The sequence below is a fragment of the Ruania halotolerans genome (assembly GCF_021049285.1).
Taxonomy (GTDB): domain Bacteria; phylum Actinomycetota; class Actinomycetes; order Actinomycetales; family Beutenbergiaceae; genus Ruania; species Ruania halotolerans.
On sequence record NZ_CP088017.1, the window covers coordinates 3,098,260 to 3,122,649 of the forward strand.

Consider the following 24,390-nt stretch of genomic DNA (forward strand, 5'->3'; position numbering starts at 1 on the left):
CCAATCTGCCCTGTCCACAACCGCCACCGCGATGTCACTCACTCCACACCCGCCCGATCCTCGCCTGCACACGCAGCGGCGGCGATGCAGGGTCAGGACATGCCTGCCCTCCCTCGTCACCATCTCGCCGTCGTGGCAGGTCCCGATCTCGGCTGGATCGCACCGCTCGGCCCCGAACCGGTCATCGTCGGGCGGGGCGCTGAGGCAGGGCTGAGCCTGGCCGATGATCTCCTCTCCCGCGCCCACCTGTGCGCGCGGGATCGTGCCGGTCGGGTCCGAGTCCGTGATCTCGGCTCGGCGAACGGCACCGTGCTGCGCACTGCCCGGCGCCCCCGAACCGGCTCCACAACTCCGGTGCGCTTCCGGCGCCGTCGACTCGGTCGGCGGTGGCGGCCTGTGCCGGTCGGCAGCCTGCTCGTGGCCGGGTCCACTGTGCTCCAGTTGCGCACACATCCGGCGTTCACGGACCTACCAGAGACCGAACAGCAAATCTCCGATGGGTTGCTCGGGCGGTTGATGCTGCCGATCCTGATGTCGGTCACCATGATCCCGCTGCTGCTCAGCGGAGGCGGGAGCGGCTGGCGGATCGTGCTGGTGATCGCGATGCCGCTCGGGATCGTGCTCGCCGTGCTGTGGCCGGCGCTGCGGGAACGGGCACGGCGCCGGTTGCGCAAGCCCGAACGCGTACGGGAGGAACACAGCCGCCTCCCGTTCCCTGATCCGGCCGAGGCCCTTGCGTGGCCCGGAGCCGGTACCGACCACGGGAGCGAAGGCCTGACCTGGGAACTCGGCGACGCCGATGAACGCGCCCCACGGCACCGCCGCCTGGGCCAGCCGATCTCTGCGCGCCAGCACCTGCTCGCCGAGTCGCTCCGGCACTGCGATCCGCCCTGTGCCGGTGAGGGCCTGGCCCTGGTTGGTGAGGCGACAGCCGTCCGCGGGCTCGGCCGATGGCTGGTCGCCCGCATCGCGGCCACCGAGCCTCGCGCCGTGCACCCTCCGCTCACATGGGCGTGGGCCTCGGGACTGGCCGACCGTCACGCCGACGGCGTCCCACCCCTCCGGGTGCACGACCTCACCCCTGCCACGGGGCATCGTCCGGTAGGTGACCCAGCGGCCACCCACCTGGTCCTGGCCACCCGGCTCACCGATGTCCCGCCGTGGTGCACGACCGTCGTCGCCGTGCATGAGGGGCACAATCGGCAAGTCAGTGACTCCTGGGCCAGGGCGTTCCTGGGCGCTCTGGCTGCTCAGCGTCCCGCTGCGGGAGGCCTGCCCGGGCGCGTGCACCTGGCCGAACTCGTCGGCCCGGCGCAGGAGTCGGAACTGCTGGCGCGGTGGTCCGAAGGGACCGCGGGGCTCCCGGCGGTGCTCGGCATCGGGGACGCCGGGCCAGTGGAGCTGGATCTGGCCCGGGAGGGGCCACACGCGCTCGTGGCGGGGACCACCGGATCGGGAAAGTCCGAGTTGCTCCTCGCCTGGATTCTCGCGATGGCGCACGCAGGCGCCCCGGAGGATGTCGCCTTCGTCCTGATCGACTACAAGGGCGGAGCCACGTTCGCTCCCCTGCAGCGGCTGCACCACGTGGTGGGTTTGGTCACCGACCTCGATACCGCCGCCACCAGTCGGGCGCTGGCGAGCCTTCGCGCCGAACTCCGATCTCGCGAGCGCCGCCTGGCCGAGGTGGGAGCCCACGATCTGGCCGAGTACTCCCGGTGCTGTTCCGGTACGATCAACGCTGGCGGCACTGGCCGGATCGGGCGGCTCGTGGTCGTCGTGGATGAGTTCCGCGCCATGGCCGACGCTCACCCAGAGCACCTCGATGCGCTCGTGCGGCTTGCCGCCCAAGGCCGTTCGCTGGGGATCCACCTGATCCTTGCCACACAGCGCCCCGGAGGTGCGATCACTCCGGATATGCGTGCCAACCTCACGGCGCGGGTCTGCCTGCGCGTGCTCGAGGAGTCCGATGCGCTAGATGCCATTGGTGAGTCTGCCCCGGCGCGGCTGCCACGGGTTCCCGGCCGTGCCGTGCTCCGCACCGAGGAACGGCAGGTGCTGCAATCAGCCTGGTGCGGTCCCGCCGAAGCAGGTTGGCTGATGGAACGGATCACCCAACTGAACAGGGCTGCCGAGGCACTCACCCGCGCCGAACCGTGGCGCAGTGAGAGGCGCAGCCCGTGGGCGCCGCCGCTACCGCAGATGTGTACTACCGATGACCTCGCCACACTCACCCCAACCGTCGGTGCCGAACGGCCTACCGATTCTTCAACTAACGTGCCGGCCGAAGCGCGTGCTGAGCGCGGCCGACTGCCGATCGCACGTACCGACCTCCCTGAGGAGCAACGGCTCGGCACTTGGCACTGGCCGGGCGGCACCATGCTCATCTCCGGGCCGTCCGGAACAGGCCGAACCACCGCATTGCAGACGCTTCTCGAGTCCTCGTTGCGCACCGGGACTGCCACCCATGTGGTGGCCGAAGGCGCCGATTCCTGGCCTGGTGCGGGCGCACCCGCCGCAGGCACCTGGTGCGATCCATCCGAGGTGCGGCGGGTGCGCCGCCTCCTGGATGGTCTCGCCCGAGCCGGCGGGCCGGCGCTGCTCGCGATCGACGATCTGGACACGGTGCTGGCTGCTGTGGAGGAGACCGGTGCCCCTGGCGAGGGGGCTGAGCTCCTCGGCGCCCTGCTGCGCCGCTCTCGCCGGCTCGGTCTCGACGTCGTCATCACTGCACCCGCGCCAGCGCACCGATGGGCCGCGGTGGTGGATCGCCACCTGGTGCTCTGCCCACGAGATGCCGCCGATGCGGCCATGGCGGGAGTGCCACGAGACCTCGTGGGCAGCGGGTGGCCGCCGGGGCGCGGCGTGCTGGTCGAGCGCCGCGGCGCCTACACGATGCAAGTGGCCGTGGCCACGCCCGACGGCGGAGCCTGGGCCACACCTGAATCCTCACCCTGGCGGGTGCGCCACCTGCCGGAACGAGTCAGCCTCGACCATCCGGCGCTCGTGAGATCAGCCGAGGGCACAGTGCTGCTCGGAGTCGGCGGGGACGACGCATCGCCGGTGCTCTGCCACCCCGAACCGGGTCAGGCATGGCTGGTGAGCGGACCACCCGGTTCGGGCCGGAGCACGCTCCTGCACACACTGTCCGTGGAACTTCGCCGGCTCGGGTGGAGTGTGCTCACACCCGGCGATCCGGTCCCCTCGGCGCTCGAGGCGAGGACCGCCGTCGTGCTCGACGATGCCGACCGCAACGCCCGATCAATGGTGCCCGGTGTGCTCGACGATCAACGAACGCTGCTGATCTGCGCCACCCGCCCGGACGGCGGCCTGACTCTCGGCCATCCGCTGGGCACGCGGGTACGCGATCCAGATCTCACCGTGGTGCTGGGTGCAGGGCCGGTCGGGCACCTGCCCGCCGTTCCGCTACGCCACTACCAGGATCCGGAGCCTCTGCCCGGCCGGGCGGTGCTGGTGCAACGCGGTGTGTTCACACCGGTGCAGATCGCGACTGCGGTCACGGACGCTGATTCCTCATCGCTAACCGGGGTGGAGTCACATCATGGCGTCCGGTTGACCGCTCCGGGCCGTGGCGGCCAATGAGGCAGGCAGCACCACACAGATCGTCACCACGATCCCGGCCGCGATGCCGGGCACGGTCAGCCACCACGGCAGGTTCGAGAAGGATGAGATCAGCACGGCTATCTGGATCAACTGCCAGGTGATCACCGGCGCTCGGCCCCACCGGCGGCCGTGATGCAATGCGCGCACGGCGGTCACGAGAAATGCACCGAACAACATCAGGATGACGAGCATCCCGATATTCGTGCCGAGCATGAGGCCGCCGGTTTGGAGAGAGGAGACCACGCCGAATACCCCGACCAGCACCAGAACGACGGCTTCCAGCGCGGCGATCAGTAGCGCGATGCGCAGCGGTCGAGGAAGGGAACCGGTCGGAGAATCTGGAACGGGATCGGCCACATCGCCACTGTACGCGCGGCCTTGGGTTACGGGGTGAGCATTGCCGCGGGTGAGCGAGCACTACCGATGGGTTGTGACTGATCTCTCAGGGGTACGAACTGGAAACTCAGCCGTAACCCCTTGTGCACTTAACCGCCGCGTGTGAAAGTTGAAGCAGTGAAAGAGCGCGTACGGCGCGAACCTCTCCCCCGTAGACAAGGTTCACTGCGCGCACGCACGCCTGGCGAAGGAGAATACCGCATGGATTGGCGTCACGAAGCAGCCTGCCTCACCGAAGACCCCGAACTGTTCTTCCCGATCGGGAACACTGGCCCTGCCCTGGTGCAGATCGACGAAGCCAAGGCCGTCTGCCGCCGTTGCACAGTGGTGGACACCTGTCTGAAGTGGGCCATCGAGTCCGGCCAGGACGCCGGTGTCTGGGGCGGAATGTCCGAGGACGAGCGCCGCGCACTCAAGCGGCGCACCGCTCGCGCCCGGCGCGCCAGCTGAGACCCCGACACACACCTCTCAACGGCTGATCGTCCCGCGTGGATGATCAGCCGTTGATTGATCACCAGATCTTGCGCGAGGACGACCCTCGCGTTACCGCACTCGCCGCAGCCGGGTGGACCGTCACGGCCACCTCCTGGGGTGCTGAGGCAAGGCTCGACCGAGCGGACCGCTCCAGGTTGCAGCAGTTGATCGACCGCGTCCCCGACGGGCTTCGCGTCCGCGCGCTCACGGCCGCCGACGTCCCCCAGGTACTCGCGCTCGATGCGTCAACTCTCATGGACTACCCCGGCGGGGTTGCCACCGTTCATGAACCGCTCACCGCCCAGCGGGCCCGGCCAGCACCCGAACGATTCGGCGTCGGCGCATTTGCTCCTCACGGTATTCTCGTAGGGATGAGCTGGGTGGACATCACGAATCGCCGCGCCGAGACCGACTTCACCGTGACGGCCCCACAGTGGCGCCGTCGCGGCCTCGCAACGGCGATGAAGGCAGCAGCGCTGCTCGCTCTTGGCGACGCCGGCATCACCATCGTGCGTACCGGCGGGGCCGGCGAGAACACCGGCAGTATCAAGGTCAACCAGGCGGTCGGATTCGTCGTGGACGAGAGGTGGTTGACGCTGCGTCCCCCGGATACTCAGGCGCCGGGCCGAGGTCACTCCGCGCCAGCGGCGGCACGGTTCGAGCGGTTCGACTGAGCAGAGTCGCCCGATCAGGCAAGCCCACTCGAGCGGGCGGGGTCGTTCATTCAGGCGGGGTCGCGCGGTTCGCCGAGTCTCGCATCCAGCAGTACAGCCGTGCCACCGGTCGGCACCGGCTCCCAGGTGATCGTTCCGTCCAGTTCAGTGGCCACCAGGGTCCGCACGATCTGGGTGCCGAGACCGTTCATCGCGATCTCCTTCTCCATCCCACGCCCGTCATCGGCGACCCGCACCCGAAGTTTGTGACCGGTACGTTCGGCGTCGATCGTGACCGTGCCACCGATCCCGGCAAGCCCATGCTCCACGGCATTGGTGACTAGTTCGGTCAAGACCACGGCGAGCGCCGTCGCATCGGTGGCCGGCACTCGGCCGAACTTGCCATTGCGCACGGTCTTGACGGGGCTCTCCCCGGAGGCGACATCGGCGGCCAGGCGTAGCGTGCGTCCGAAGACCTCGTCGAAGTCGACCACCTCGTCGATGGTCTGGGAGAGCGCCTCGTGCACGGTGGCGATGGTGGCAACCCGCCGCATCGCCTCCTCCAGTGCTGACCGGGCATCGGTGGAGTCCGTGCGCCGGGCCTGCAGGCGCAGCAGCGCGGCCACGGTCTGCAGGTTGTTCTTCACCCGGTGATGGATCTCCCGGATCGTGGCGTCCTTGGTGAGGAGCTCACGTTCGCGGCGACGCAGTTCTGAGACGTCCCGCACCAACAGCACGGCGCCCACGCGCTGGCCGTACTCAGTCACTGGCAGTGCCCGCAATGACAGGCTCACGCCGCGTGCTTCCATATCGGTACGCCACGCAGCTCGGCCCATCACCACCAGGGGCAGGGATTCGTCCACTGGGGTGTTCATCTCCACCAGCGGGGTGACCACCTCGGCGAGAGTCCGGCCGACGATCTCATCGGTCACGCCGAGTCGGTGGAAGGCACTCAGCGCATTCGGGCTGCCATAGAGCACCTCGCCCTCGCTGTTCAGCCGGATCAGGCCATCACCCACCCGCGGTGCGCCGCGGCGTGGCCCGGTGGCCGCATTCGCCAGCGGAAACTCGCCGCGGGCGATCATTCCGCAGATCTCATCCGCGGACTCCACGTAGTTGAGCTCAAGTCGGCTCGGGGTGCGGCTGGCCCCGAGATAGGTCTCCCGGGCGATCACGGCAAGGGTGCGACCGGCCCGGACCACCGGGATGGTCTCCTCCCGGATGGCGAAGGTCCCGTTCCACCGCGCCTCCCGGGCGCGGTTCACCGACTGCGCGTCTCGAGCGGTGCGCAGCGTGGCCCGCAGGCCGGGCGGAACCCGGCGGCCCACCACGTCGTCGTGGTGCACGGTGGCGCCGGTGGAGGGGCGGGCGTGCGCGATGGCGACGAAATCGTCATCCTTCGTGGGCAACCACAGCACCAGGTCGGCGAAGGCCAGGTCGGAGATCACCTGCCAGTCACCGACGAGGAGGTGCAGCCACTCGGCGTCCTGAGGCGCGAGGTCGCTGTGCTGGTCGATCAGATCACCCATCGTGGACACGCGGACCACCCTACGGCCCACCCGGGCAGATCCCGCATTCGAGGGTCAGCGGCGCAGCGCCTTGCGCGCAAGGGTGTTTCCCAGCCACTGCACAGCGTGCACGATCACGATGATCACGAGCACCACCATCGCGGTGACGGCCCAGTCGAACTGGCGGTACCCGTACGCGATGGCGAATTCACCGAGACCACCGGCGCCGAGATACCCGGCGATCGCGGAGGCATCCAGGACCGCCACGAACAAGAACGTGAATCCGAGGATCAGCGGGGCGAGCGCCTCCGGGATCAGCACCGTGGCGATGATCCGGAGCGGCCCCGCACCCATGGCCCGCGCCGCTTCGACCACACCCGGGTCGATCCCCAGCAAGTTCTGCTCCACCAGCCGGGCGAACACGAACGTCGCCATGAACGAGAGCGCGAACGTGAACGGCTCGATGCCGATGGTGCTCCCGGTCACGAGCCTGTTCAGCGGTCCGATCGCCGCAAGGAAGATGATGAACGGGATCGGGCGCACGATATTCACCGCCACATTCAGCACCCCGAAGACGACCCTGTTGGCGAGCAGATTTCCGGGGCGGAACAGGTAGAGGCCGAGACCGATCGCCAAACCGCACAGTCCACCCGCTGCCATGGCGATCAGCACGATGTATGCCGTCTCACCGGCGGCCGCGATCAGCAGCGGGGTGAGCCGCTCCCAGTCCATCAGCTGCTCCTCCCATCACCGATCGGGAAGTACGGCGAACCGCCCCCGAACAGCCCCGATCCGGGCCGCCTCGTCCTGGGGCGTGGCATTGCAGGCGGCTCGTCCGGCGTCCCGCCGTCGGATGAGCCCTGAGGAGGTGCGATGGACGGGTCCTCGTGCGGATCCGACGCCGTGCCCAGGTCCACCACATCGGAGAAGCCGCGCAACGCCGTCACCCCCCGCTGGATGCGGGCCCGTTCACCGGTGAGCTCCAGGGTAAGCGAGCCGTACGGGCGCTGCGCGACCTCGGTGATCCCGCCGAAAACCACCGTGGAGTCGACTCCAACCTCGCGCAACACCTGATTCATCGTGGCCGTGGAGTGCCCGGCATCGTCCACGCCCACCGTCACCAACCGGCCCGGATGCCGCGCCCGCAGACGTTCCAGCACGTCCGCCGCCGGGCGGTCCTTGAGTGCCGAGGCCACGAATCGGCGACTCACCACGTGCTGCGGAGCGGAGAAGACCCGGTAGGTGTCATCCAACTCGACCACCCGGCCGTGTTCCATCACCGCCACGCGATCGCAGAGGGAGCGCACCACATCCATCTCGTGGGTGATCACCACGACCGTGATGCCCAGCTCCGTGTTCACCCGCCGCAACAGCGCCAGCACGTCTTGCGTGGTCTCCGGGTCGAGCGCACTGGTGCACTCATCGGCGAGTAGGATGCGCGGATTCGTGGCCAGCGCTCGGGCGATGCCCACCCGCTGCTTCTGACCGCCAGAGAGCTTGGCCGGGTAGACGTGCGCCTTGTCCGAGATTCCGACGAACTCCAGCAACTCGGCCACTCGCGCGGCCCGCTCGGCCTTCGGCCAGCCGGCCACCTCCAGCGGGTAGGAAACGTTCTTTGCCACGGTCCGCGAGCCGAGCAGGTTGAACTGCTGGAAGATCATCCCGATTCCGGCGCGGACCTGCCGCAACCGAGACTCAGCCAGCGTAGTCAGATCCACTCCGTCGACCACCACCGAGCCGGAGGTGGCTGGCTCCAGGGCGTTGATGAGCCGGACCAGGGTGCTCTTGCCTGCGCCGGAGTACCCGATCACACCGAAGATCTCGCCTTCGGTGATGTCGAAGGTGACACCATCCACCGCGTGGACGTCACCGCTGCGTGCGGTGAACACCTTGCTCGCCTCTCGCAAAGCGATGATCGGTTCACTCATTCGGTCTCCTCGAGCCCGCTGCGCTGGCCGGGTGAGTCACCCGGCCAGCAGTGTGGCAGTCGTGTCATTACTCGGAGAAGTCGCTCTCGATCTGGGCGAGGATCTCCTGTAGTTCGTCGGCCGGGTTGTCGACGAACACCGCACTCTCACCCGAGGACTCGAAGGCCGCTTCCTCCACTTCCGGGGTGTGGTAGAGCTCCACAAGCTGGGCAAAGGTCTCATTCTCGGCCTCGTCGGCACTGGACACCCAGATGTTGATGTACGGCGCCGCGGCGTCCGAGGCCGGGTCATCGGAGAAGATCGCATCCTCGGCCACCAAGCCGGCATCAGCCACGAAGTCGTTGTTGATGATGGAGGCGGCCACGTCCTGCAGGGCCAGGGCCGTCTGCGCTGCGTCCACGGGTGTCACGCTCACGCGGGACTCGGCGGCGATCACGTCGGCCGGTGTGGAGAAGGCGCTACCGCCACCGTCGAGGGTGAGCAGGCCCGCCTCCTGCAACACGAGGAGCGCACGTGCCTGGTTGGTCTCATCGTTCGGGATGGCGATCTCGGAGCCTTCCGGGATCTCGTCCACGTTCGCGTGCTCCAGCGAGAACAAGCTCAGCGGGTACACGGCGGTGGCGCCGATCGGGGTGAGGTCACTGTCAGTGTTCACGTTGTACTTGGCCAGGAACTGCAGGTGCTGAAACTGGTTCAGGTCCAGGTCGCCGTCGGTCAGGCCCTGGTTCGGGAGCTGGTAGTCGGAGAAGTTCACCATCTCCACGGTGATCCCCTCGTCGGCGGCGGCGGCCTCAAAGACTTCCCACTGCGGTTCTGCGGAATTGACCACACCAATACGGATGGGATCGTCCTCGGAACCGGAAGCTGCGCCGTCGGCGGCATCGGCACCGCCACAGGCGGCGAGGGTGAGGGCCGCAGTGGCGGCCAGAGCGGTGGCGCCGAGGTGGCGGCGGGACAGCGTGGACATAGGTGAACCTTTCCGAGGTGGGGGCATGAGCGAGGCGGGAGGCAGGCGTGTGCCTCCGTGGCCGCAGCGCGGCGAGATCAACGTCTCCGGCAGCGGGGCTGTTCAGCCCTGCATTCGCCCGGCGGCACGAACAGCCGGGACACGAGCGGTACGGGAGAACGGAGCCATGGCCCACATCTTCGCTGCCGAGCCAACGGTCGGCCCAATCGACCGGGTTCACGTCCACACTCTGGGACAACCCTAGATCTGGTGCGGCGGTGCAGGCAGGTCCATCGTTGCCAAGCGGATCGGGTCGACCAGCGCTACGACGTCTGCGATCCGGCCCTCAACCACAGTGCAGGCCATCACGCTGATCGGTTGACCGCCCCGTCCCCAGGTGAGGATTCCCGGCTCACCGTTGACCAGCACCCGGCGCGCGATCACCGCGGCACGGCGTCCGCGCTGAGCCGCCTCCACGACGTCGGCGGCGCCGAGATGCTCGATCGTGCCGCGCGGGGTGTAGGAACGCCACGTCACCTCGGGGTCGAGCACTTTCAACAATCCCTCGAAGTCCCCCTCGCGCGCGGCCGCGAGGAAGGCATCGACCACCTCCCTCTGTTCCTGGCGCTTCGCAGTGGATCTCGGTGCGCCGCGCACCTTCCGCCGCGCGCGACTGGCCAGCATCTTGGCGGCATCGGTGGACTTGCCGAGGATCTGGCCGATCTCAACGAATGACACTGCGAAGACGTCGTGCAGGACGAAAGCCAGACGTTCGTCGGGCCGCAGCGTCTCCAGGACCACCAGCAGTGCCACGCCCACCGAGTCCGCCAGAACCGCACTCTCCTCGGGCGTGTCGTCGGCATCCTCGGTGACGACAAACTCCGGGAGCTGGGCATCGTAGGACGCCTCCTGCTTGGCTTGACGCGAGCGCAGCACATCGAGGCAGACCCGGCCCACGACCGTGGTCAGCCACCCCCCAAGGTTGTCGATGGTGTGGGCGTCCTGACGGGCCAGCCGCAGCCATGCCTCCTGCACGGCGTCTTCAGCGTCGGCCCGGGACCCGAGCATCCGGTGGGCCATCGCAATCAGGCGCTCGCGCTCACGCTCGAACGCCTGGGTCGGGACAGCGTCGGGAGTCATGACAGTTACCTTCCGTGGCCGAGATCCGTCATGGATATGACGAGCCCGCGAGGGCTGAGGTAACACCAAGGAGGATATATGCACACCGCTCTGTGGATCGTGGCCGGGGTACTGGCCGCTGCCTATCTGTTCGGCGGCGGCAGTCAACTACTGATGACGAAGGAGAAATACCGCTCCTTCGGCCGAAGCCAGCACTGGGTCGACGAGTTCAGCGCCGGCCACATCAAGGCCATCGGCGCGATCAAGATCGTGGGTGCGCTGGGATTGGTCCTGCCCGCAGCGGTCGGCATCGCGCCGTTCCTGGTCCCCATCGCAGCAACCGGGCTGATGCTGGTGATGGCCGGTGCAGCGACGACGCGGTTCCGTCGCAGCGAGTGGACGTACCTCGTCGGCGACCTGGTCTACCTGTCCCTGTTCGCTTTCGTGGCCTGGGGCCGCTTTGTGCTTGTGCCGTTCGGCTCGTGAGTTGGGCCGGACTCAGATCGCGCGGCTCAGGCTGCGCCGCAGCAGCAGCGACCCCAGGAGGAGGGCTCCGGCGGCGAAACCTGCGAGCACGCCCAGGTACGGGAGGATCTCCACCAACCCAGCGTCGTGTCGTTGCACCTCGGCGAACGCTCGGTATCCCCACCCATGAGGGGTGAACGAGCTGACCGTACGCAGGGCGTCCGGGAAGAGCTCCTGCGGGAACATGCACCCGCCGAGCGCCGCCAGCACCAGGGAGACTCCCACCCCGAGCCCGCTGGCCGCGCCCTCGTTGTCGAGCAGCGAACCGATCACCATCGCGAACCCGGCGGCCACCACGGCGAATACCGCCACCACCGTCAGGGCGACCGGCAGACTTCCCCAGGTCACTCCGAACAGCAGGGACGTGCCGGCCATCACGTACGCGCCCTGGAAAGCAGCGATCGTCCACCTGCCGAGAGCCTGTCCAGCCACCACGCTTCCCGTGCCCACCGGTGCCGCCAAAGTGCGCGCGATCACGCCGCCGCGGCGTGCCTCGATCAGCGTGCCGGAGCCGGCCAGTGCCGCCATGAACACGAACAGCAGCACCTGCGAGGCCGCGCCAACGTCGAAGCCTGTGGCTCCGGCGAACGCCTGGCTGATCCCGCTGGTGTCCTCCACCTCAACCTGAAGCGAAGGCACCGTACTCTCGGCAGTCTCAAGCGCCTGTTCGGCCGTCTCCGGTGCCGCACCGGCGTCCTCCAGCGACGCCACCTGCGCACGGGTCGCGGCCAATTCGTTCAATGCGGTCTGCACCCGTTGCGCAGCAGTCTGCGCCCCATTGGTGGAGGCCTGGATCACCTCCACCTGCACCGGATCTCCGCCCTCATAGGCGGCCACGTCATCAGCCGAGATGACGATGGCCACATCGGCCCGCCCCCTGGCGAGCGCCTCACCGGCTTCCTCAGCCCCGGACGGATCCACCGTCACATCGGCAGCCGTGAGTGCAGCCTCCAGGTCCTGACCAAGAGTGGACTCCGTCTCGGTCAGCAACACCCGCCCGTTGCTCGCCCCTCCACCGAACTGCACGCCGATCACCACCACCAGCAGCAGCGGGAAGACAAAGGTGAAGAAGATGTTCGACCTGTCCCGCATGAACCTGCGCAACTCCACACCCGCGATTGCACCAACGATCCTCATCGCGATGCCCCCCGGTCCGGAATCAGCCGGGAGGCCAGCAGGCACACCGCGGCGAAGGCAAGCAACGTCAGCACCGGCACGGTCAGATCGGCCAGTTCTCCGCCGCCTGCGGTGATCCCGAGCCCGCGGGTGAACGCGGCGATCGGATTCGCGTCGAGCACCGCACCTGCCGCGCCACTCGCGGCGATCGGGAAGAACGCTCCACCGGACATCCCGAGCACCAGCGCGAGGATGGTCTGCACGATGTTCGCCTGCTCGGCCGTGCGGGCGAGGCGAACCACGATGAAGGTCAACGAGGTCGCAGCCGCCACCGCGCAGCACACGAGCACGGCCACGGCGCCCGCCGCACCGAAAGAGACCCCGAACAGCAAGGACCCGGCCGTCAGCAGCACTGCAGTTGCCAGCACCCCGAGCACGAACGAGGCGAGCGCCTTGGCGATCACGATCGAGCCGGGCGGTATGGGCATCGATCGCAGCCGGGCCAGCGTGCCGTTCTCCCGTTCGGCCACCATGGAAAGCACCCCGAAACCGACCGTGAACATCAAGAACAGTCCGGCCTGCCCGGCGATCAGCGCCCCACCTGCGCTGAGTTGCTGGTCGGAGGCCTGCCCGGGCTGGGCCGTGATCGCACCAGCTGCGTCCAACTCGTTCTGCGCCAGCTCGCCGGCTATCTCAGGGCCCAATCCTGCCTCGACGGCCGCGGCGGCGGTGACGCTACGCGCCCGCAGTTCGCCGAGCAGCCCGTCGGTGATGGCGATCAGCACGTTCGTGGAAAGGCCTGCGCCGTCGCCGGTGACCATCCGCACCGAATGCCCGGTACCTGAGCGCAGGTCCTCGGTCAGCCCGGGCGGGATGATCAGTCCTACATCTGCCTCACCGGCGTCCACCGCGGCACGCGGGTCCTCGGAGTCGGTGGCGCTCACCTGGAACGCGCTCAGTCCGGTCAAGCTCGAGACCACCACCCCGGCGAGTTCGTCGTCAGGGTCCACGGAGACGGCCATCGACACCGGTTCCAGTTCAATGTCATCGGCGCCCGTAGGAATGACCAGGTTCAGCACCGACATCAACGCCAACGGCACTGCGAGGGAGAAGATCAACACCGACTTGTCCCGCAGCCGCTGTTTCAGGTCCTTGACGACCATCGTCCATACTGCACGCATCGATCAGTCCCGCAACGCCTTGCCGGTGAGGTGCAAGAAGACCTGTTCCAGGTCCGGCCGGGTGATCTCGACGTCCGCCAGCTCGAGATGGGCACTGGCCGCCGTCACGATGGCCGCGAGCGCCGACGGCGCGTCCGTGACGGTCACCAGCAGATCAGCGGTGCCGGCGTCGGCACGCTCCACACCGCGCACCTGTGCCACGGCGGCGGCCGCCGCGTTCAGATCGCCGGCCCCGGCCAGGCGCACCTGGTCGGAGGAGCCGACGAGACGGATCAGCTCGGATCGGGTGCCGGCCGCCTGGATCCGCCCCGAGTCAATGATCGCGATCCGGTCACAGAGGCGCTCGGCCTCCTCCATGTAGTGCGTCGTGTACAGCACCGCCATCCCCTCACCGGAGAGCGCCTCCACGGATTCGAGGATGGCGTTGCGCGACTGCGGATCAACTCCGACGGTGGGTTCGTCGAGGATGAGCAGCGAGGGGCGGTGCAGCAGCCCGACGGCGATGTTCAGCCGCCGCTTCATCCCACCGGAGTATTCCTTCACCGGATCCTTGGCCCTGTCGGCGAGGCCGACGACGTCCAGCACCTCATCCACGCGGCGCTTCAGGTCCGCTCCTCGCAGCCCCTGCAGAGTTCCGAAGTAGCGCAGGTTCTCCCGGCCCTTCAGATCCGCGTACAGAGCGAGGTCCTGTGGGACCAGTCCGATGTGGCGTTTCACTCCGACGGCGGCCGGACCGATCCGCTCGCCCGCCACCTCGATCGTGCCACGATCTGGCGCAAGGAGCCCGGCAATCATCGTGATCGTGGTGGTCTTGCCGGCGCCGTTGGGTCCGAGCAGCCCGAAAGTCTCCCCGGCGCGGATGGTGAGGGAAACGCCGTCGACGGCTTTGAGGTCACCAAAAGTACGTTCGACGTCGGTGACGACGAGCACATCCTGGACCGCCGTCGTCGTTGTGGTCCCGGGCCGGTCGCCCACCTGGTGAGCCGCCATGAAGGTCCCCTTCTCGTTCGCTGGGATCATCCTGGCACAGTGCGTGCCCACCCCCGGAACCGGGCAACGGCGGGTGCACCGGTCAGCGCACGTATCTCGTAGCCGGCGGCGGCGCCCCCGCAAAGTCCCACCGGGTGCCCGTGGTGGCCATCGCGTCCCGGATCACGGCCCGGCGGCGCACCGATTCCCGAGTCGCGGTGTCCAAGGCGATCGGGTCGAACTGGTCCAGCAAGAGCGCGTGCATGCGCTCCAGATCGGCCGCGCGCTCCGGATCTCCTGCCAGGTCGTGCCGTTCCCCCGGGTCGCCGGCCAGGTCGAAGAGCTGCCGGTCATGACCGTGCACGTACACATACTTCAGGGTGCCCGAGCGAACCATGTACCCGGAGGCGTGCACCTTCTCCACGTGATACTCCGAGTAGATTGCCTCCCGGTCCCACGGTTCGCCGTCCAGTAGGGGCACAAGGCTGGCTCCGTGCATGGGGGTGCGCTGGCCCTGTGGCACCTGTGCCAGGTCGAGGATCGTGGGCGCGAGGTCCACCAGAGTGACCGGCTCGGCGCACCGCCGTCCAGGGTTCTGCTCCCCCGGGCGGGTGATGAGCAAGGGCACCCGGACCGACCATTCGTAGAAGCACCGCTTCTGCACCATGCGACGCTCGCCCAGCATGTCGCCGTGATCGGCAGTCACCATGATCACGGTGTCCGAGGCCTGTCCGGTCTCCTCGACGGCGTCCAGCATGGCACCGATCTTGCGGTCCACGTAGGACACGAGCGCGTAATAGGCACGGCGTAGGGTGCGCAGCGCATCCGGATCGGCCAGGTCCACCCCGGTCGTGTCATGGGCCTCGTTGAGCCAGCGGTCCAGGGCATTGATCGGCAGGTCCGGTTCCGGCTCGGGGATGCCGACCTCGACGTCGGCGTACTCCTGCCACATCTGCTCGGTCACGTGGAACGGATCGTGCGGATGATGCAGGGAGGCCACCAGGAGCCATGGTTCCTGGGTATCGCGGATTCCTGCCAGCGCCCGCTCGCGGATGAAGTCGACTGCATGGTGGGTGGTCTCCTCGTCATAGGTGAGGAACCGGGTCCAGGTGCGCACACCCACACCAGGTGGCACGTAGTCGTGGGCGTGGCCGCCGCGCGGGAACTGCCCGTTCTCGTCCACCTCGGGGAGCCAGTCGAATCCGGCGGGGAAGATGTCCGGATTGAGCCGCTCAGCGAATCCGTGCCGCTGATCCGGACCCACGAAGTGCATCTTCCCGGTCAGTGCCGTGCGGTAACCGGCCACGTCGAGGTAGTGGGCGAACGTGGGCCGGTCGGCAGGGAACAGGGCGGCATTGTCGTAGCAGCCGAACGAGGATGCGTGGTCACCGGTCATGAAGGCTGCTCGGGCCGGGGAGCACAGGGGGTAGGGCGTGTAGGCGGCGTCGAAGGTGACGCCGTGGGCGGCGAGCCTGTCCAGGTTCGGCGTGCGGACCACCGCGTCGCCATAGGGGCCGGTGAGGAAGGGGACGAGCTGGTCAGCCATGATCAGGAGGATGTTCGGCTGCTCGTTGGTGGCTGGCGCGGGAGTCACAGTTGCGGATGGCGCACCACTCGGAGGTGCGTGGCTGGACGGCACATTCTCGGGGACCACCGCGCCCCTTTCTGGTGTGGATGCTGATACGAGAACGATGCGCACGACGTGTGAGATCGTTCCCATACTATGGCGCACATCTCGTGCTCCAGGCAAGGCTGCTCGTGACCCGCTCAGCCGACCCATGCCGTGATATCGCACCTCCACCTGACGGTTGGCCGCGCCCTCGCGGGGGTCTAGGCAGCCCCATCGATGTGCGATTGCGGTGCGGGTGTGTGCCTCGGTGACCGGATACGCTCACATCGTGCCCCACCCCGCACTGATCGACCTGCACGCTGCGCTCGCCCGAGTGCATGCAGGCGAATACGCTCCGCTCGGCGGCCCGCACGCCTACGACGCCGACCGGGCAGCAGCCTCCAGAGATGCTGCCGTGTTGGCGCTCTTCACCCCCACCCTCGGCGACCAGCACAGTCCGGGTGTCGACGTCTTCCTCGTCCAACGCTCCCCTGCGCTTCGCCACCACCCCGGGCAGATCGCGCTGCCGGGTGGCCGCCTCGAGCCCAGCGACACCGGACCCGAAGCGGCTGCGGTACGCGAGACGGAGGAAGAGACCGGGATCCCGGCCACGCAGATCACCGTGCTGGGAGCACTCCCTCGTGTCCTTGTGCCGGTGAGCGGGTTCGCCGTCACGCCGGTCCTCGGCTGGGCCGACCACGTCGCACCCACCGTGGGCCTCGACGACGGCGAGATCCTGCACACGGTGCGCCTGCCGGTGGCACAACTCCTCGATCCGGCCGCCCGAGGCACTGTCTCGCTCGCCGGGCACGGCTCGTGCGGGTTCCGGATTGAGACTGGGTGGGTCTGGGGCTTCACCGGCAACCTGCTCGATCACCTGTTCACCGAGCTCGGCTGGACCCGCCCCTGGGATCACACCAGAGAACACGCCATGAGCTGGGATGAGGCGCGCGGCGCTCAACTCCTCGACTGAGACCGCACTCGTTCAGCAGCGAGTGCGGCCAATCTCGGCGATATCTCGCCAAATGAGCGACGTTGGCCGCACTCGCGTCAGCGGCCGTCCACGCCGACGGCTGTGCCCGTGGGCGATTCCTCTCGGGCGGGCATGTGACCGAAGCGGTGCATGGTGCGGCTGATCGCCTGTTCGCGCAGCACCGTCAGCATCTCGCGACGCCCCGAGGCCAGCACCTCACCCATCAGCGGCGTCACGTCGGCCCGTTCGTCACCGGCCGCGTCCCACAGACCGGGGACCACACCGATCACGCGGACCCGACCTGTCACGCTGCCGCGGGCCACCCGCGCACAGAAGTCCTCATCAGATTCGGCGAACCAGTCCAGCACGGCCTGGTCCGGGCCGAGTGCGGCGGATACCTGCTGCGCCACCGCGGGGTGCAGGGAGACCTCCACCGGCACACCCGCGCAACTGGCAGCGAGCACCATCCGTCCCACCTCCACTGGCATCGCCTGGGCACCCGCTCGGACGGTCACCAGTGGCACCGGGCGATACCGGAACACGTTCGCCTCGCTGCGTAGCCCGGTCGGGTCACTCTCGCGGCGGTAGATCTGATCACGGGCCCACGCATCGCTGGCGGCCGCCACCCGCAACCACTCCTGCTCTGCCGGGTCGTCGGTGAGACGCAGGAAAGTCTCGAGGAGCCGTTGCGCGCGCGCACCCACGATTCCCTGACCCATCGGACGGCGTACGGTCGCCCAGGTCCCCAACTGGGCCACATAGTTGGGTCCCCCTGCCTTGGCACCTGGACCCACCGAGGATCGCTTCCAGCCGCCGAAGGACTGCCGCTGGACAATAGCGCCGGTGGTGTGCCGGTTCACGTATGCGTTGCCCACTTCCACGTGCGCAATCCAGTGCCGGATCTCCGATTCATCGAGGCTGTGCAGACCACCGGTCAGTCCATAGGCAGTGGCGTTCTGCCACTCGATGGCCTCCTGAAGCGTCTCCGCCGTCATGATCCCCAGCACCGGGCCGAAATACTCAGTGAGGTGGAACGCCGAACCCGGCCACACCCCCTCCTTCACTCCCGGCGACCACAGCCGCCCCTCGCCGTCCATCTGGCGCGGCTGCACCATCCAGGTCTCCCCCGGTTCGAGGGTGGTCAATGCTCGCCGCAGCTTTCCCTGCGGAGGTTCGATCACCGGGCCCATCGTGGTGCCCAGATCGTGCGGCCACCCGACCCGTAGCGAGGAGACGGCGTCGACGAGCTGACGCCGGAAACGTTCAGATGTGGCCACTGAGCCCACGAGAATGAGCAGGGACGCTGCCGAGCACTTCTGCCCCGCGTGTCCGAATGCGCTGCGCAACACGTCGGCGACGGCGAGGTCGAAGTCTGCGCTCGGCGTGACGACCAGCGCGTTCTTGCCACTCGTCTCGGCGAGCACACCGGGGCCCAGGGGGCGGTCGGCGCGCCACGACGTGAACAGTCGTGAGGTCTCATACGCGCCGGTGAGGATCACCCGGTCCACGTCTGTGTGGGAGACGAGATGGCGCCCCACGTCCTCTTCGTCGGTACGAACGATCGACAGCAGGTCCTGCGGCACGTCATGAGCAGCGAAGGCGGCATGAATGGCATCGACCACCACTTCTGAGCAACCCGGGACCGGCGGCGCGGGCTTGGCGATCACGGCAGATCCGGCGGCGAGCGAGGCGAGCATGCCACCGGCGGGGATCGCGATCGGGAAATTCCACGGCGGTGTCACGAGCACCACCCCATCGGGGCTGAAGACGAGCCCCTCGGCCTCTTCGATCTGTTCAATCTGCTCGGCCATGTCGGCGTAGTAGCGGGCGAAGTCGATCGCCTCCGAGACCTCCGGATCCGATTCCGCTACGGTCTTACCGCCCTCGTGGGCGGCGACCGTCACCAACTCCCCGCGGCGGGCCTCGAGTTCATCCGAGACGGTGCGTAGCACGGCCGCACGCTCGGCCGCGGGGCGCGCGGCCCATCCGGCCTGGGCGTTGCGCGCCCGATCCACGGCTTCGTCGACGGCCTCGGTTGAGGTCAGCACCGGGGAGGTGAGCTCGCGCATCGGGGCGGCGACCCACTCCTGGGCACTCTGGCGCACCTCGGGCAACGAGGGATCAGAATCGACAGAGTTCACGAAGACCGGTCCGGTCGGCGCGCGCTCAGCCGTACGCCGTCGTTCGGTACTGACTTGCCCCACGGCGGCAACGGACGCGCGGAATCGTTCTTCCTGATCGGCCATCGGTGCCGGCGCGCCCGTCTCATCGCCGGCATGCGGGGCAAAGATCGCGTGCACGAAGTTCTCTGGTGCCGCGTTCTCCTCCAAGCGGCGCACCAGGTAGGACACGGCCACATCGAAGTCCTGGGCAGCCACCACCGGGGTGTAAAGGATCAGAGGGCTGTGGGTGCCGACCTCGGCGGCCACGGCTCGCGCCTGGGCGGGCGCCATCCCTTGCAGCATCTCCACGTCGAAGGCATGAGCCACGTCTCGCCCGACGGCGAGATGGTGCGCCAAGGCCAGATCGAACAGGTTGTGCGAGGCTACCCCCACCCGAACCGCGTCGGCCACCTCCGGGCGCAAGATCTCATCAAGCATGCGCACGTAGTTCGCATCCACCTCCTCCTTGCTGCCGTAGGGAGCCACCGACCAGCCATGCGCCTCGGCCTCCACGTGCTCCATCGCCAGATTGGCGCCCTTGACCAGGCGGATCTTGATCGGTGCACCACCAGCGGCGCGCCGCGCCTGGGCGAACCGGATGAGTCGTTGCAGGGCGTCGTAGGAGTCGGGCAGGTAGGCCTGCAGCACCACGCCCATCTGCAGGGAACGGAACTCCGCTTCGTCACAGATGGCCTCGAAGACGGCCACCGTGAGATCGAGGTCCCGGTACTCCTCCATATCGAGGTTCACGAACGCTGCCGGAGTCTTCGCCGCGGCTGTCCGGTAAAGCGGGCGGAGCCGACCGAGTACCCGAGCCACAGTTCCCTCGGTGTCCCACGGACTGATCTGCGAAACCAGTGCGGACACCTTGATGGAGACGTAATCCACATCGCTGCGTTCGAGGAGCTGCCGGGTGCGCGCCGTACGGGCGGCGGCCTCCTGTTCCCCGAGCACCGCCTCGCCGAGCAGGTTGACGTTCAACCGGCGCCCGTCCGCCCGGGCGTTCGCCAGATGCTGAGCCAGGCCGGGATCCGAGGCGTCTACCACCAGGTGACCCACCAGCTGGCGCAGTCGGGCGCGGGCGAGCGGCACCACCACAGAAGGCGCAAGCCTGGCCACGGCCGCACCGACGCCGAGCATCGCGCGGTCCACCGGGGAGAGGAAACTGCCCGCAGCCGAAGTGGAGAGCCGGCCGAGTTCACGCGCGGCCACCGCCAGATCCTCCGGCCGGGCCACCCGATCCACGAACCGCACCGCCAGATCGAGGCCCTCAGGATCCGAGACCAGAGCCGCCAATCGGCGCGAGGTCCTACTCTCGCTCGAGGTCGTGCCATGGGAGGTGGCCGCGGCCCACCGGTGGGCGAGCTGGACGGCCGGTTCGACGGCGGAGCTGAGGATCGTCTCGGTCATCTCTCTATCTTGCGCTGCAGACCGCACTGCCGTCTTGTCGGATCTGCCCGGATCTGGCCGCGCACTCCTCCCCGAGCACCGTCACCACGCTGAGGACGGTCTCGGTACTGTTCGGCCCATGAGTGTCGAGTCCGAGATCCGTGCGTGCGAACGCACCTTCCGCCGATTCGGCCTGCCCCTGTTAGTGGAGGATCACTCAGCACGACGTGATGTATTCGGACGTGCGGCCCCCTTCTTGCTGGTGGTGCTACTGCTGCAACTGGCCGGTGCCGTGCGGTTGGACTGGCCGGCGTGGGCGAACGTGCTCGCGGTGATCGGTGCCGTGATGATCATCTTCGCCGCCTATGTGGGACTCAACCTGCTCCGAAGGCGCCGGTGGAGCACCCTGCCGCAAGACGTGGGCCTTCCCGAATTGACGTTCTTCGTCCTCGCCCCGGCCGCAGCCCCGGCGATTATCGGCGCTCAATGGGGCACTGCCCTAAGTGTGGCGATCGGGAACCTGGTGATCCTCGCGGTGATTCGCGCGGTGGTCGGCTATGGGCTCGCGGCCACGCTGTGGTGGGGCATGGGCCGGTTGCGGCGCGACCTGGGTTCGTCGCTGGTGCGGCTGATCCGCTTCCTGCCGCTGCTGCTGATCTTCTCCATCGCGCTGTTCTACAACGCCGAGGTGTGGCAGGTCTTCGATCACACCCCGGGCATCTCGGACCTCATCCTCGCCGGGTTCTTCGCGGCGCTGATCGCGGTGATCCTGCGGATCCGACTGCGCAGCGAGTCCGAGGAGGTGCTGGACCGGGCAGCCGCCGCGCACCCGGAGGTCGCCGGCCTGCCACCACTGACGCGGCCACAGCGGATGAACATCTCCGCCATGGTGGGCACGAACCAGCTCCTGCAGGTGATCGTGATCAGCGCGGGTGTGGGCGCGTTCTTCTTCGCGCTCGGCACGCTCACGATCACCGAGGGGGTGCTGCAGGAGTGGGGCATCGACGGCGGTTCCTGGCAGCGCCGGTTCACGCTCTCCGGCGCCGAGCTGCTGATCAGCCAGACCCTGCTACGCGTCTCAGTGGCACTGGCCACCTTCACCGGTTTGTACTACGCGATCTCAGTGCTTACCGATGCGCTCTACCGCGCCGATTTCGTGGACGACATGGCCGAGCAGATGGCCGAAGTGTTCGCGCATCGGGTCCGGTACCTGAGGCTGATCGGCGCGGAGCGGGCGGAGGGCCCCGATCCGGTGCGATGATCGAGGGATGGAACTCCCTAGCTCAGGACTTCGAATCGAGCGCACCGGAACGCGCCAGTACCTCGCCAAGAACGACCGCGGCGGCGAAGTGGCGATCGGGCCGCGCGAGATCGAAGGCGTGTTCAACCCGGGTGAACTGATGGCCCTGGCTCTCGCCGCGTGCACGATGATGAGCGCCGACCTGCCCATCGGGCGGCGGCTCGGAGAGGACTTCACCGGTGGTGCGCTCGTGCGCACAGAGAAAGATGAACAGCAGAACCGGTACATCGCTGCTGAGGTGGACGTCCTGCTCGACACCGAAGCTCTGACCGAGAAGGAGACCGAAGCCCTCGTCCGAGTGATCTCGCGTGCCGCCGAGCAGGCATGCACAGTCGGTCGAACCCTCGAAGCGGGCCTGCCACACCAGGTGCGCCTCGCCTCCCCAGAGAAGGAGTGACGGCGAATGACTGGCCGATTCGACACCCTGATCGAGACTGCAACCGCGATTCCCACCACCCAGGTGCGCCGCTATGTGGATAGTGTGCGGCGCGCCCATCCCGATGCCACCCCAGCCGACCTGATCGTGCTGCTGGAGCGCCGGTATCTGATCGCCGTCAGCGGATCCGGTGGCGCCGTGGGGGCTGCTGCGGCACTTCCTGTGGTGGGGACGGGGGTGGCTCTCGCGCTCACAGCCGGGCAGGTGGGCACCTTCGTGGCTGCCTCGGCCGCCCTGACCCTCGCCGTGGCCGAAGTGCATGGTATCGCCACCGAGGATTCTGCCCGCCGCCGGGCACTCCTGTTGACCACGCTCCTCGGGGAGAACGGACCCGAGCTGCTGGAGCAACAGCTCGGTGTGTCCACAGCAACCTGGGCGCAGGTGCTGCTCACCCGGCTGCCGGTGGCCACCGTGAAGACGGTGAACAAGACGCTGCGCGGGCGCATGACCAAGGCAGTCGTGGCCAAAGGCGGTTCGGTGATGCTCGGCCGGCTCCTGCCGTTCGGGATCGGAGCAGTGATCGGATACGCAGGCGGGCGCCTGATGGGCAAGAACCTGATCGAGGGGATGCACGCGGCATTCGGTCCCGCACCGGCGGAATTCACTCGGGCGCTCGAATCGCCCATCGAGGTGACCGAGATCAGCGCTGAGAGCGAGCCCAACCTCTTCGCCGACGCCGCCCAGATCGCGGACCGGGCCGCCGAACATGATCGCCCCGAGAACGAGCGGAACCTAGACTGACCGCCATGGCGGACACCCAGTACGAGGACCTCCTCGCCCATGTGCTCAGCAACGGCACACCCAAATCTGATCGCACCGGCACTGGCACCCGGTCGATCTTCGGCCATCAGCTCCGCTACGACCTCTCGCAGGGCTTTCCGCTGATCACCACCAAGCGGGTGCACCTGAAGTCGGTGGTGCATGAGTTGCTGTGGTTCCTGCAGGGAGATTCGAATATCGGGTACCTGCGTGAGAACGGCGTACGCATCTGGGACGAGTGGGCAGACGCCGATGGCGAACTCGGCCCGGTCTACGGCGTGCAGTGGCGCTCTTGGCCCACACCCGACGGCGGACACATCGACCAGCTCGCGGGAGTTCTCCAACAGTTGCGCGAACAGCCGGATTCGCGGCGGATGCTCGTCTCGGCGTGGAACGTCTCCGAGTTGCACCGGATGGCGCTGGCACCGTGCCACGCACTGTTCCAGTTCTACGTGGCCGACGGCCGGCTCTCCTGCCAGTTGTACCAGCGCAGTGCGGATCTGTTCCTCGGCGTGCCGTTCAACATCGCCTCGTACGCACTGCTGACCCACATGGTGGCTCAACAGTCGGGTCTGCAGGTCGGCGACTTCATCTGGACCGGCGGCGACTGCCACATCTACGACAACCACACCGAACAGGTACACGAGCAGCTCGCCCGGGATCCGTTCGCCTTCCCCCGCCTGGAACTACGGCAGGCAGCGGACCTGTTCTCCTACACGTTCGACGACGTCCAGGTGGTCGACTATCAGCACCATCCGGCCATCAAGGCACCTGTGGCAGTCTGAGAGTCTCGGCGCACACGTACGCACGAGGACGCGGCACAGATGCCAGGAGGGAGGGGATGTGCTCGGAATGATCTGGGCGCAGGCCCACGGCCGGGTGATCGGCTCCGATGGTGACCTACCGTGGCATCTGCCTGAGGACATGCGCCACTTCCGCGAGACAACGGCGGACTGCGCCGTGGTGATGGGCCGTAAACAGTGGGAGTCGCTACCGGAGCGATTCCGCCCACTGCCCCGGCGTCGCAACGTGGTCCTCACCCGCAACCCGGCTTACAGCGCACCCGGCGCTGAGGTGGTCACCTCTCTCGATCGAGCGCTCGATCTCGTTGCCGGCGAGGATTCCTGGATCTGCGGGGGCGGTGAAATCTACGCCGCGGCGATGCCCTACGCCCACCGGCTAATGGTCACCGAGATCGATCTCACGATCGAGGGAGACACCTACGCCCCGGAGATCGGCCCCGAATGGCATGCCGAGCCCGGGCCGTGGCAGACCTCGCGCACCGGTACCCACTTCCGAATCCTCGACTACCGGCGCCGGTAGTGA

General features: G+C 67.9%; 21 protein-coding genes. 10 read left to right on the forward strand and 11 right to left on the reverse strand.

Annotation, left to right across the window (positions count from 1 at the left end; all coding sequences use genetic code 11):
• Window positions 1-99 precede the first annotated feature (99 nt).
• The gene (locus LQF10_RS13875) at window positions 100-3,600 is read left to right on the forward strand and encodes an FtsK/SpoIIIE domain-containing protein (protein WP_231064425.1); all 3,501 of its coding nucleotides are present in this window, start codon (window positions 100-102) and stop codon (window positions 3,598-3,600) included.
• On the opposite strand, the gene LQF10_RS13880 is transcribed toward LQF10_RS13875, so the two are convergent.
• A complete protein-coding gene (locus tag LQF10_RS13880) occupies window positions 3,553-3,978 on the reverse strand; it encodes a hypothetical protein (RefSeq protein ID WP_231064426.1) in 426 nt (141 codons plus the stop codon). The two genes, LQF10_RS13875 and LQF10_RS13880, sit on opposite strands and share 48 nt — an antisense overlap.
• Before the next feature lie 240 nt (window positions 3,979-4,218).
• Between LQF10_RS13880 and LQF10_RS13885 the strand changes: the two genes are divergently transcribed.
• Both LQF10_RS13885 and LQF10_RS13890 read left to right on the forward strand, forming a co-directional pair.
• Window positions 4,219-4,467: a WhiB family transcriptional regulator gene (locus LQF10_RS13885; protein ID WP_231064427.1), complete on the forward strand. Its 249-nt coding sequence runs from the start codon at window positions 4,219-4,221 to the stop codon at window positions 4,465-4,467.
• Between the two features lie 53 nt (window positions 4,468-4,520).
• Window positions 4,521-5,165 carry a GNAT family N-acetyltransferase gene (locus LQF10_RS13890; RefSeq protein WP_231064428.1) on the forward strand — a complete coding sequence of 215 codons (645 nt, stop codon included), beginning with the start codon at window positions 4,521-4,523 and terminating at the stop codon, window positions 5,163-5,165.
• A 50-nt stretch (window positions 5,166-5,215) separates the two neighbouring features.
• On the opposite strand, the gene LQF10_RS13895 is transcribed toward LQF10_RS13890, so the two are convergent.
• The 5 genes from LQF10_RS13895 to LQF10_RS13915 form a co-directional block, all read right to left on the reverse strand.
• On the reverse strand, window positions 5,216-6,673 hold the full coding sequence (locus LQF10_RS13895; protein ID WP_231067346.1) for a sensor histidine kinase: 1,458 nt from the start codon (window positions 6,671-6,673) through the stop codon (window positions 5,216-5,218).
• A 54-nt stretch (window positions 6,674-6,727) separates the two neighbouring features.
• Window positions 6,728-7,384, reverse strand: coding sequence for a methionine ABC transporter permease (locus tag LQF10_RS13900; RefSeq protein ID WP_231064429.1), 657 nt, complete (start codon window positions 7,382-7,384; stop codon window positions 6,728-6,730).
• Window positions 7,384-8,580 (reverse strand): methionine ABC transporter ATP-binding protein, encoded by a 1,197-nt coding sequence (locus tag LQF10_RS13905; protein WP_231064430.1) that lies wholly within the window; start codon window positions 8,578-8,580, stop codon window positions 7,384-7,386. Before LQF10_RS13905 ends, LQF10_RS13900 begins: the two co-directional genes overlap by 1 nt.
• 67 nt (window positions 8,581-8,647) lie before the next feature.
• Window positions 8,648-9,547: a MetQ/NlpA family ABC transporter substrate-binding protein gene (locus tag LQF10_RS13910; protein WP_231064431.1), complete on the reverse strand. Its 900-nt coding sequence runs from the start codon at window positions 9,545-9,547 to the stop codon at window positions 8,648-8,650.
• A 240-nt stretch (window positions 9,548-9,787) separates the two neighbouring features.
• Complete coding sequence (locus LQF10_RS13915) at window positions 9,788-10,666, reverse strand: sigma-70 family RNA polymerase sigma factor (protein ID WP_231064432.1); 879 nt, start codon at window positions 10,664-10,666, stop codon at window positions 9,788-9,790.
• A gap of 78 nt (window positions 10,667-10,744) precedes the next feature.
• On the opposite strand from LQF10_RS13915, the gene LQF10_RS13920 reads away from it, so the two are divergent.
• Window positions 10,745-11,131: a DoxX family protein gene (locus tag LQF10_RS13920; RefSeq protein WP_231064433.1), complete on the forward strand. Its 387-nt coding sequence runs from the start codon at window positions 10,745-10,747 to the stop codon at window positions 11,129-11,131.
• A gap of 12 nt (window positions 11,132-11,143) precedes the next feature.
• Here the strand turns inward: LQF10_RS13920 and LQF10_RS13925 are convergent, their stop codons facing one another.
• Genes LQF10_RS13925 through betC form a run of 4 tightly spaced genes read right to left on the reverse strand, consistent with a single transcriptional unit; the run spans window position 11,144 to window position 16,216 of the window.
• Window positions 11,144-12,307: an ABC transporter permease gene (locus LQF10_RS13925; protein WP_231064434.1), complete on the reverse strand. Its 1,164-nt coding sequence runs from the start codon at window positions 12,305-12,307 to the stop codon at window positions 11,144-11,146.
• On the reverse strand, window positions 12,304-13,449 hold the full coding sequence (locus LQF10_RS13930; RefSeq protein ID WP_231064435.1) for an ABC transporter permease: 1,146 nt from the start codon (window positions 13,447-13,449) through the stop codon (window positions 12,304-12,306). The genes LQF10_RS13925 and LQF10_RS13930 overlap by 4 nt, the downstream gene beginning before the upstream one ends.
• 21 nt (window positions 13,450-13,470) lie before the next feature.
• Window positions 13,471-14,487 (reverse strand): ABC transporter ATP-binding protein, encoded by a 1,017-nt coding sequence (locus tag LQF10_RS13935; RefSeq protein ID WP_231064436.1) that lies wholly within the window; start codon window positions 14,485-14,487, stop codon window positions 13,471-13,473.
• 52 nt (window positions 14,488-14,539) lie between these two features.
• On the reverse strand, window positions 14,540-16,216 hold the full coding sequence (gene betC, locus LQF10_RS13940; protein ID WP_354002648.1) for a choline-sulfatase: 1,677 nt from the start codon (window positions 16,214-16,216) through the stop codon (window positions 14,540-14,542).
• Between the two features lie 118 nt (window positions 16,217-16,334).
• Between betC and LQF10_RS13945 the strand changes: the two genes are divergently transcribed.
• Window positions 16,335-17,018, forward strand: coding sequence for an NUDIX hydrolase (locus LQF10_RS13945; protein WP_231064438.1), 684 nt, complete (start codon window positions 16,335-16,337; stop codon window positions 17,016-17,018).
• 77 nt (window positions 17,019-17,095) lie between these two features.
• Here LQF10_RS13945 and LQF10_RS13950 read toward each other — a convergent pair whose 3' ends face one another.
• Window positions 17,096-20,590 (reverse strand): bifunctional proline dehydrogenase/L-glutamate gamma-semialdehyde dehydrogenase, encoded by a 3,495-nt coding sequence (locus LQF10_RS13950; RefSeq protein ID WP_231064439.1) that lies wholly within the window; start codon window positions 20,588-20,590, stop codon window positions 17,096-17,098.
• Window positions 20,591-20,708: 118 nt separating this feature from the next.
• On the opposite strand from LQF10_RS13950, the gene LQF10_RS13955 reads away from it, so the two are divergent.
• From LQF10_RS13955 to LQF10_RS13975, 5 genes are all read left to right on the forward strand, one after another.
• Window positions 20,709-21,830: a hypothetical protein gene (locus LQF10_RS13955; RefSeq protein WP_231064440.1), complete on the forward strand. Its 1,122-nt coding sequence runs from the start codon at window positions 20,709-20,711 to the stop codon at window positions 21,828-21,830.
• Window positions 21,831-21,837: 7 nt separating this feature from the next.
• Window positions 21,838-22,266, forward strand: coding sequence for an OsmC family protein (locus LQF10_RS13960; protein WP_231064441.1), 429 nt, complete (start codon window positions 21,838-21,840; stop codon window positions 22,264-22,266).
• 6 nt (window positions 22,267-22,272) lie between these two features.
• Window positions 22,273-23,046: a hypothetical protein gene (locus LQF10_RS13965; RefSeq protein WP_231064442.1), complete on the forward strand. Its 774-nt coding sequence runs from the start codon at window positions 22,273-22,275 to the stop codon at window positions 23,044-23,046.
• 5 nt (window positions 23,047-23,051) lie between these two features.
• Entirely contained in the window at window positions 23,052-23,849 is a 798-nt protein-coding gene (locus LQF10_RS13970; RefSeq protein ID WP_231064443.1) for a thymidylate synthase, read from the forward strand.
• A gap of 67 nt (window positions 23,850-23,916) precedes the next feature.
• Window positions 23,917-24,387 (forward strand): dihydrofolate reductase, encoded by a 471-nt coding sequence (locus LQF10_RS13975; protein WP_354002649.1) that lies wholly within the window; start codon window positions 23,917-23,919, stop codon window positions 24,385-24,387.
• Window positions 24,388-24,390 lie beyond the last annotated feature (3 nt).

Coding starts and splice junctions, on each gene's coding strand:
- LQF10_RS13905 (WP_231064430.1), bottom strand. CDS start 8,580: ATGAGTGAACCGATCATCGCTTTGCGAGAGGCGAGCAAGGTGTTCACC.
- LQF10_RS13885 (WP_231064427.1), top strand. CDS start 4,219: ATGGATTGGCGTCACGAAGCAGCCTGCCTCACCGAAGACCCCGAACTG.
- LQF10_RS13910 (WP_231064431.1), bottom strand. CDS start 9,547: ATGTCCACGCTGTCCCGCCGCCACCTCGGCGCCACCGCTCTGGCCGCC.
- LQF10_RS13875 (WP_231064425.1), top strand. CDS start 100: ATGCCTGCCCTCCCTCGTCACCATCTCGCCGTCGTGGCAGGTCCCGAT.
- LQF10_RS13930 (WP_231064435.1), bottom strand. CDS start 13,449: ATGGTCGTCAAGGACCTGAAACAGCGGCTGCGGGACAAGTCGGTGTTG.
- LQF10_RS13970 (WP_231064443.1), top strand. CDS start 23,052: ATGGCGGACACCCAGTACGAGGACCTCCTCGCCCATGTGCTCAGCAAC.
- LQF10_RS13950 (WP_231064439.1), bottom strand. CDS start 20,590: ATGACCGAGACGATCCTCAGCTCCGCCGTCGAACCGGCCGTCCAGCTC.
- LQF10_RS13935 (WP_231064436.1), bottom strand. CDS start 14,487: ATGATCCCAGCGAACGAGAAGGGGACCTTCATGGCGGCTCACCAGGTG.
- LQF10_RS13975 (WP_354002649.1), top strand. CDS start 23,917: ATGATCTGGGCGCAGGCCCACGGCCGGGTGATCGGCTCCGATGGTGAC.
- LQF10_RS13915 (WP_231064432.1), bottom strand. CDS start 10,666: ATGACTCCCGACGCTGTCCCGACCCAGGCGTTCGAGCGTGAGCGCGAG.
- LQF10_RS13965 (WP_231064442.1), top strand. CDS start 22,273: ATGACTGGCCGATTCGACACCCTGATCGAGACTGCAACCGCGATTCCC.
- LQF10_RS13925 (WP_231064434.1), bottom strand. CDS start 12,307: ATGAGGATCGTTGGTGCAATCGCGGGTGTGGAGTTGCGCAGGTTCATG.
- LQF10_RS13955 (WP_231064440.1), top strand. CDS start 20,709: ATGAGTGTCGAGTCCGAGATCCGTGCGTGCGAACGCACCTTCCGCCGA.
- betC (WP_354002648.1), bottom strand. CDS start 16,216: ATGGGTCGGCTGAGCGGGTCACGAGCAGCCTTGCCTGGAGCACGAGAT.
- LQF10_RS13960 (WP_231064441.1), top strand. CDS start 21,838: ATGGAACTCCCTAGCTCAGGACTTCGAATCGAGCGCACCGGAACGCGC.
- LQF10_RS13900 (WP_231064429.1), bottom strand. CDS start 7,384: ATGGACTGGGAGCGGCTCACCCCGCTGCTGATCGCGGCCGCCGGTGAG.
- LQF10_RS13920 (WP_231064433.1), top strand. CDS start 10,745: ATGCACACCGCTCTGTGGATCGTGGCCGGGGTACTGGCCGCTGCCTAT.
- LQF10_RS13895 (WP_231067346.1), bottom strand. CDS start 6,673: ATGGGTGATCTGATCGACCAGCACAGCGACCTCGCGCCTCAGGACGCC.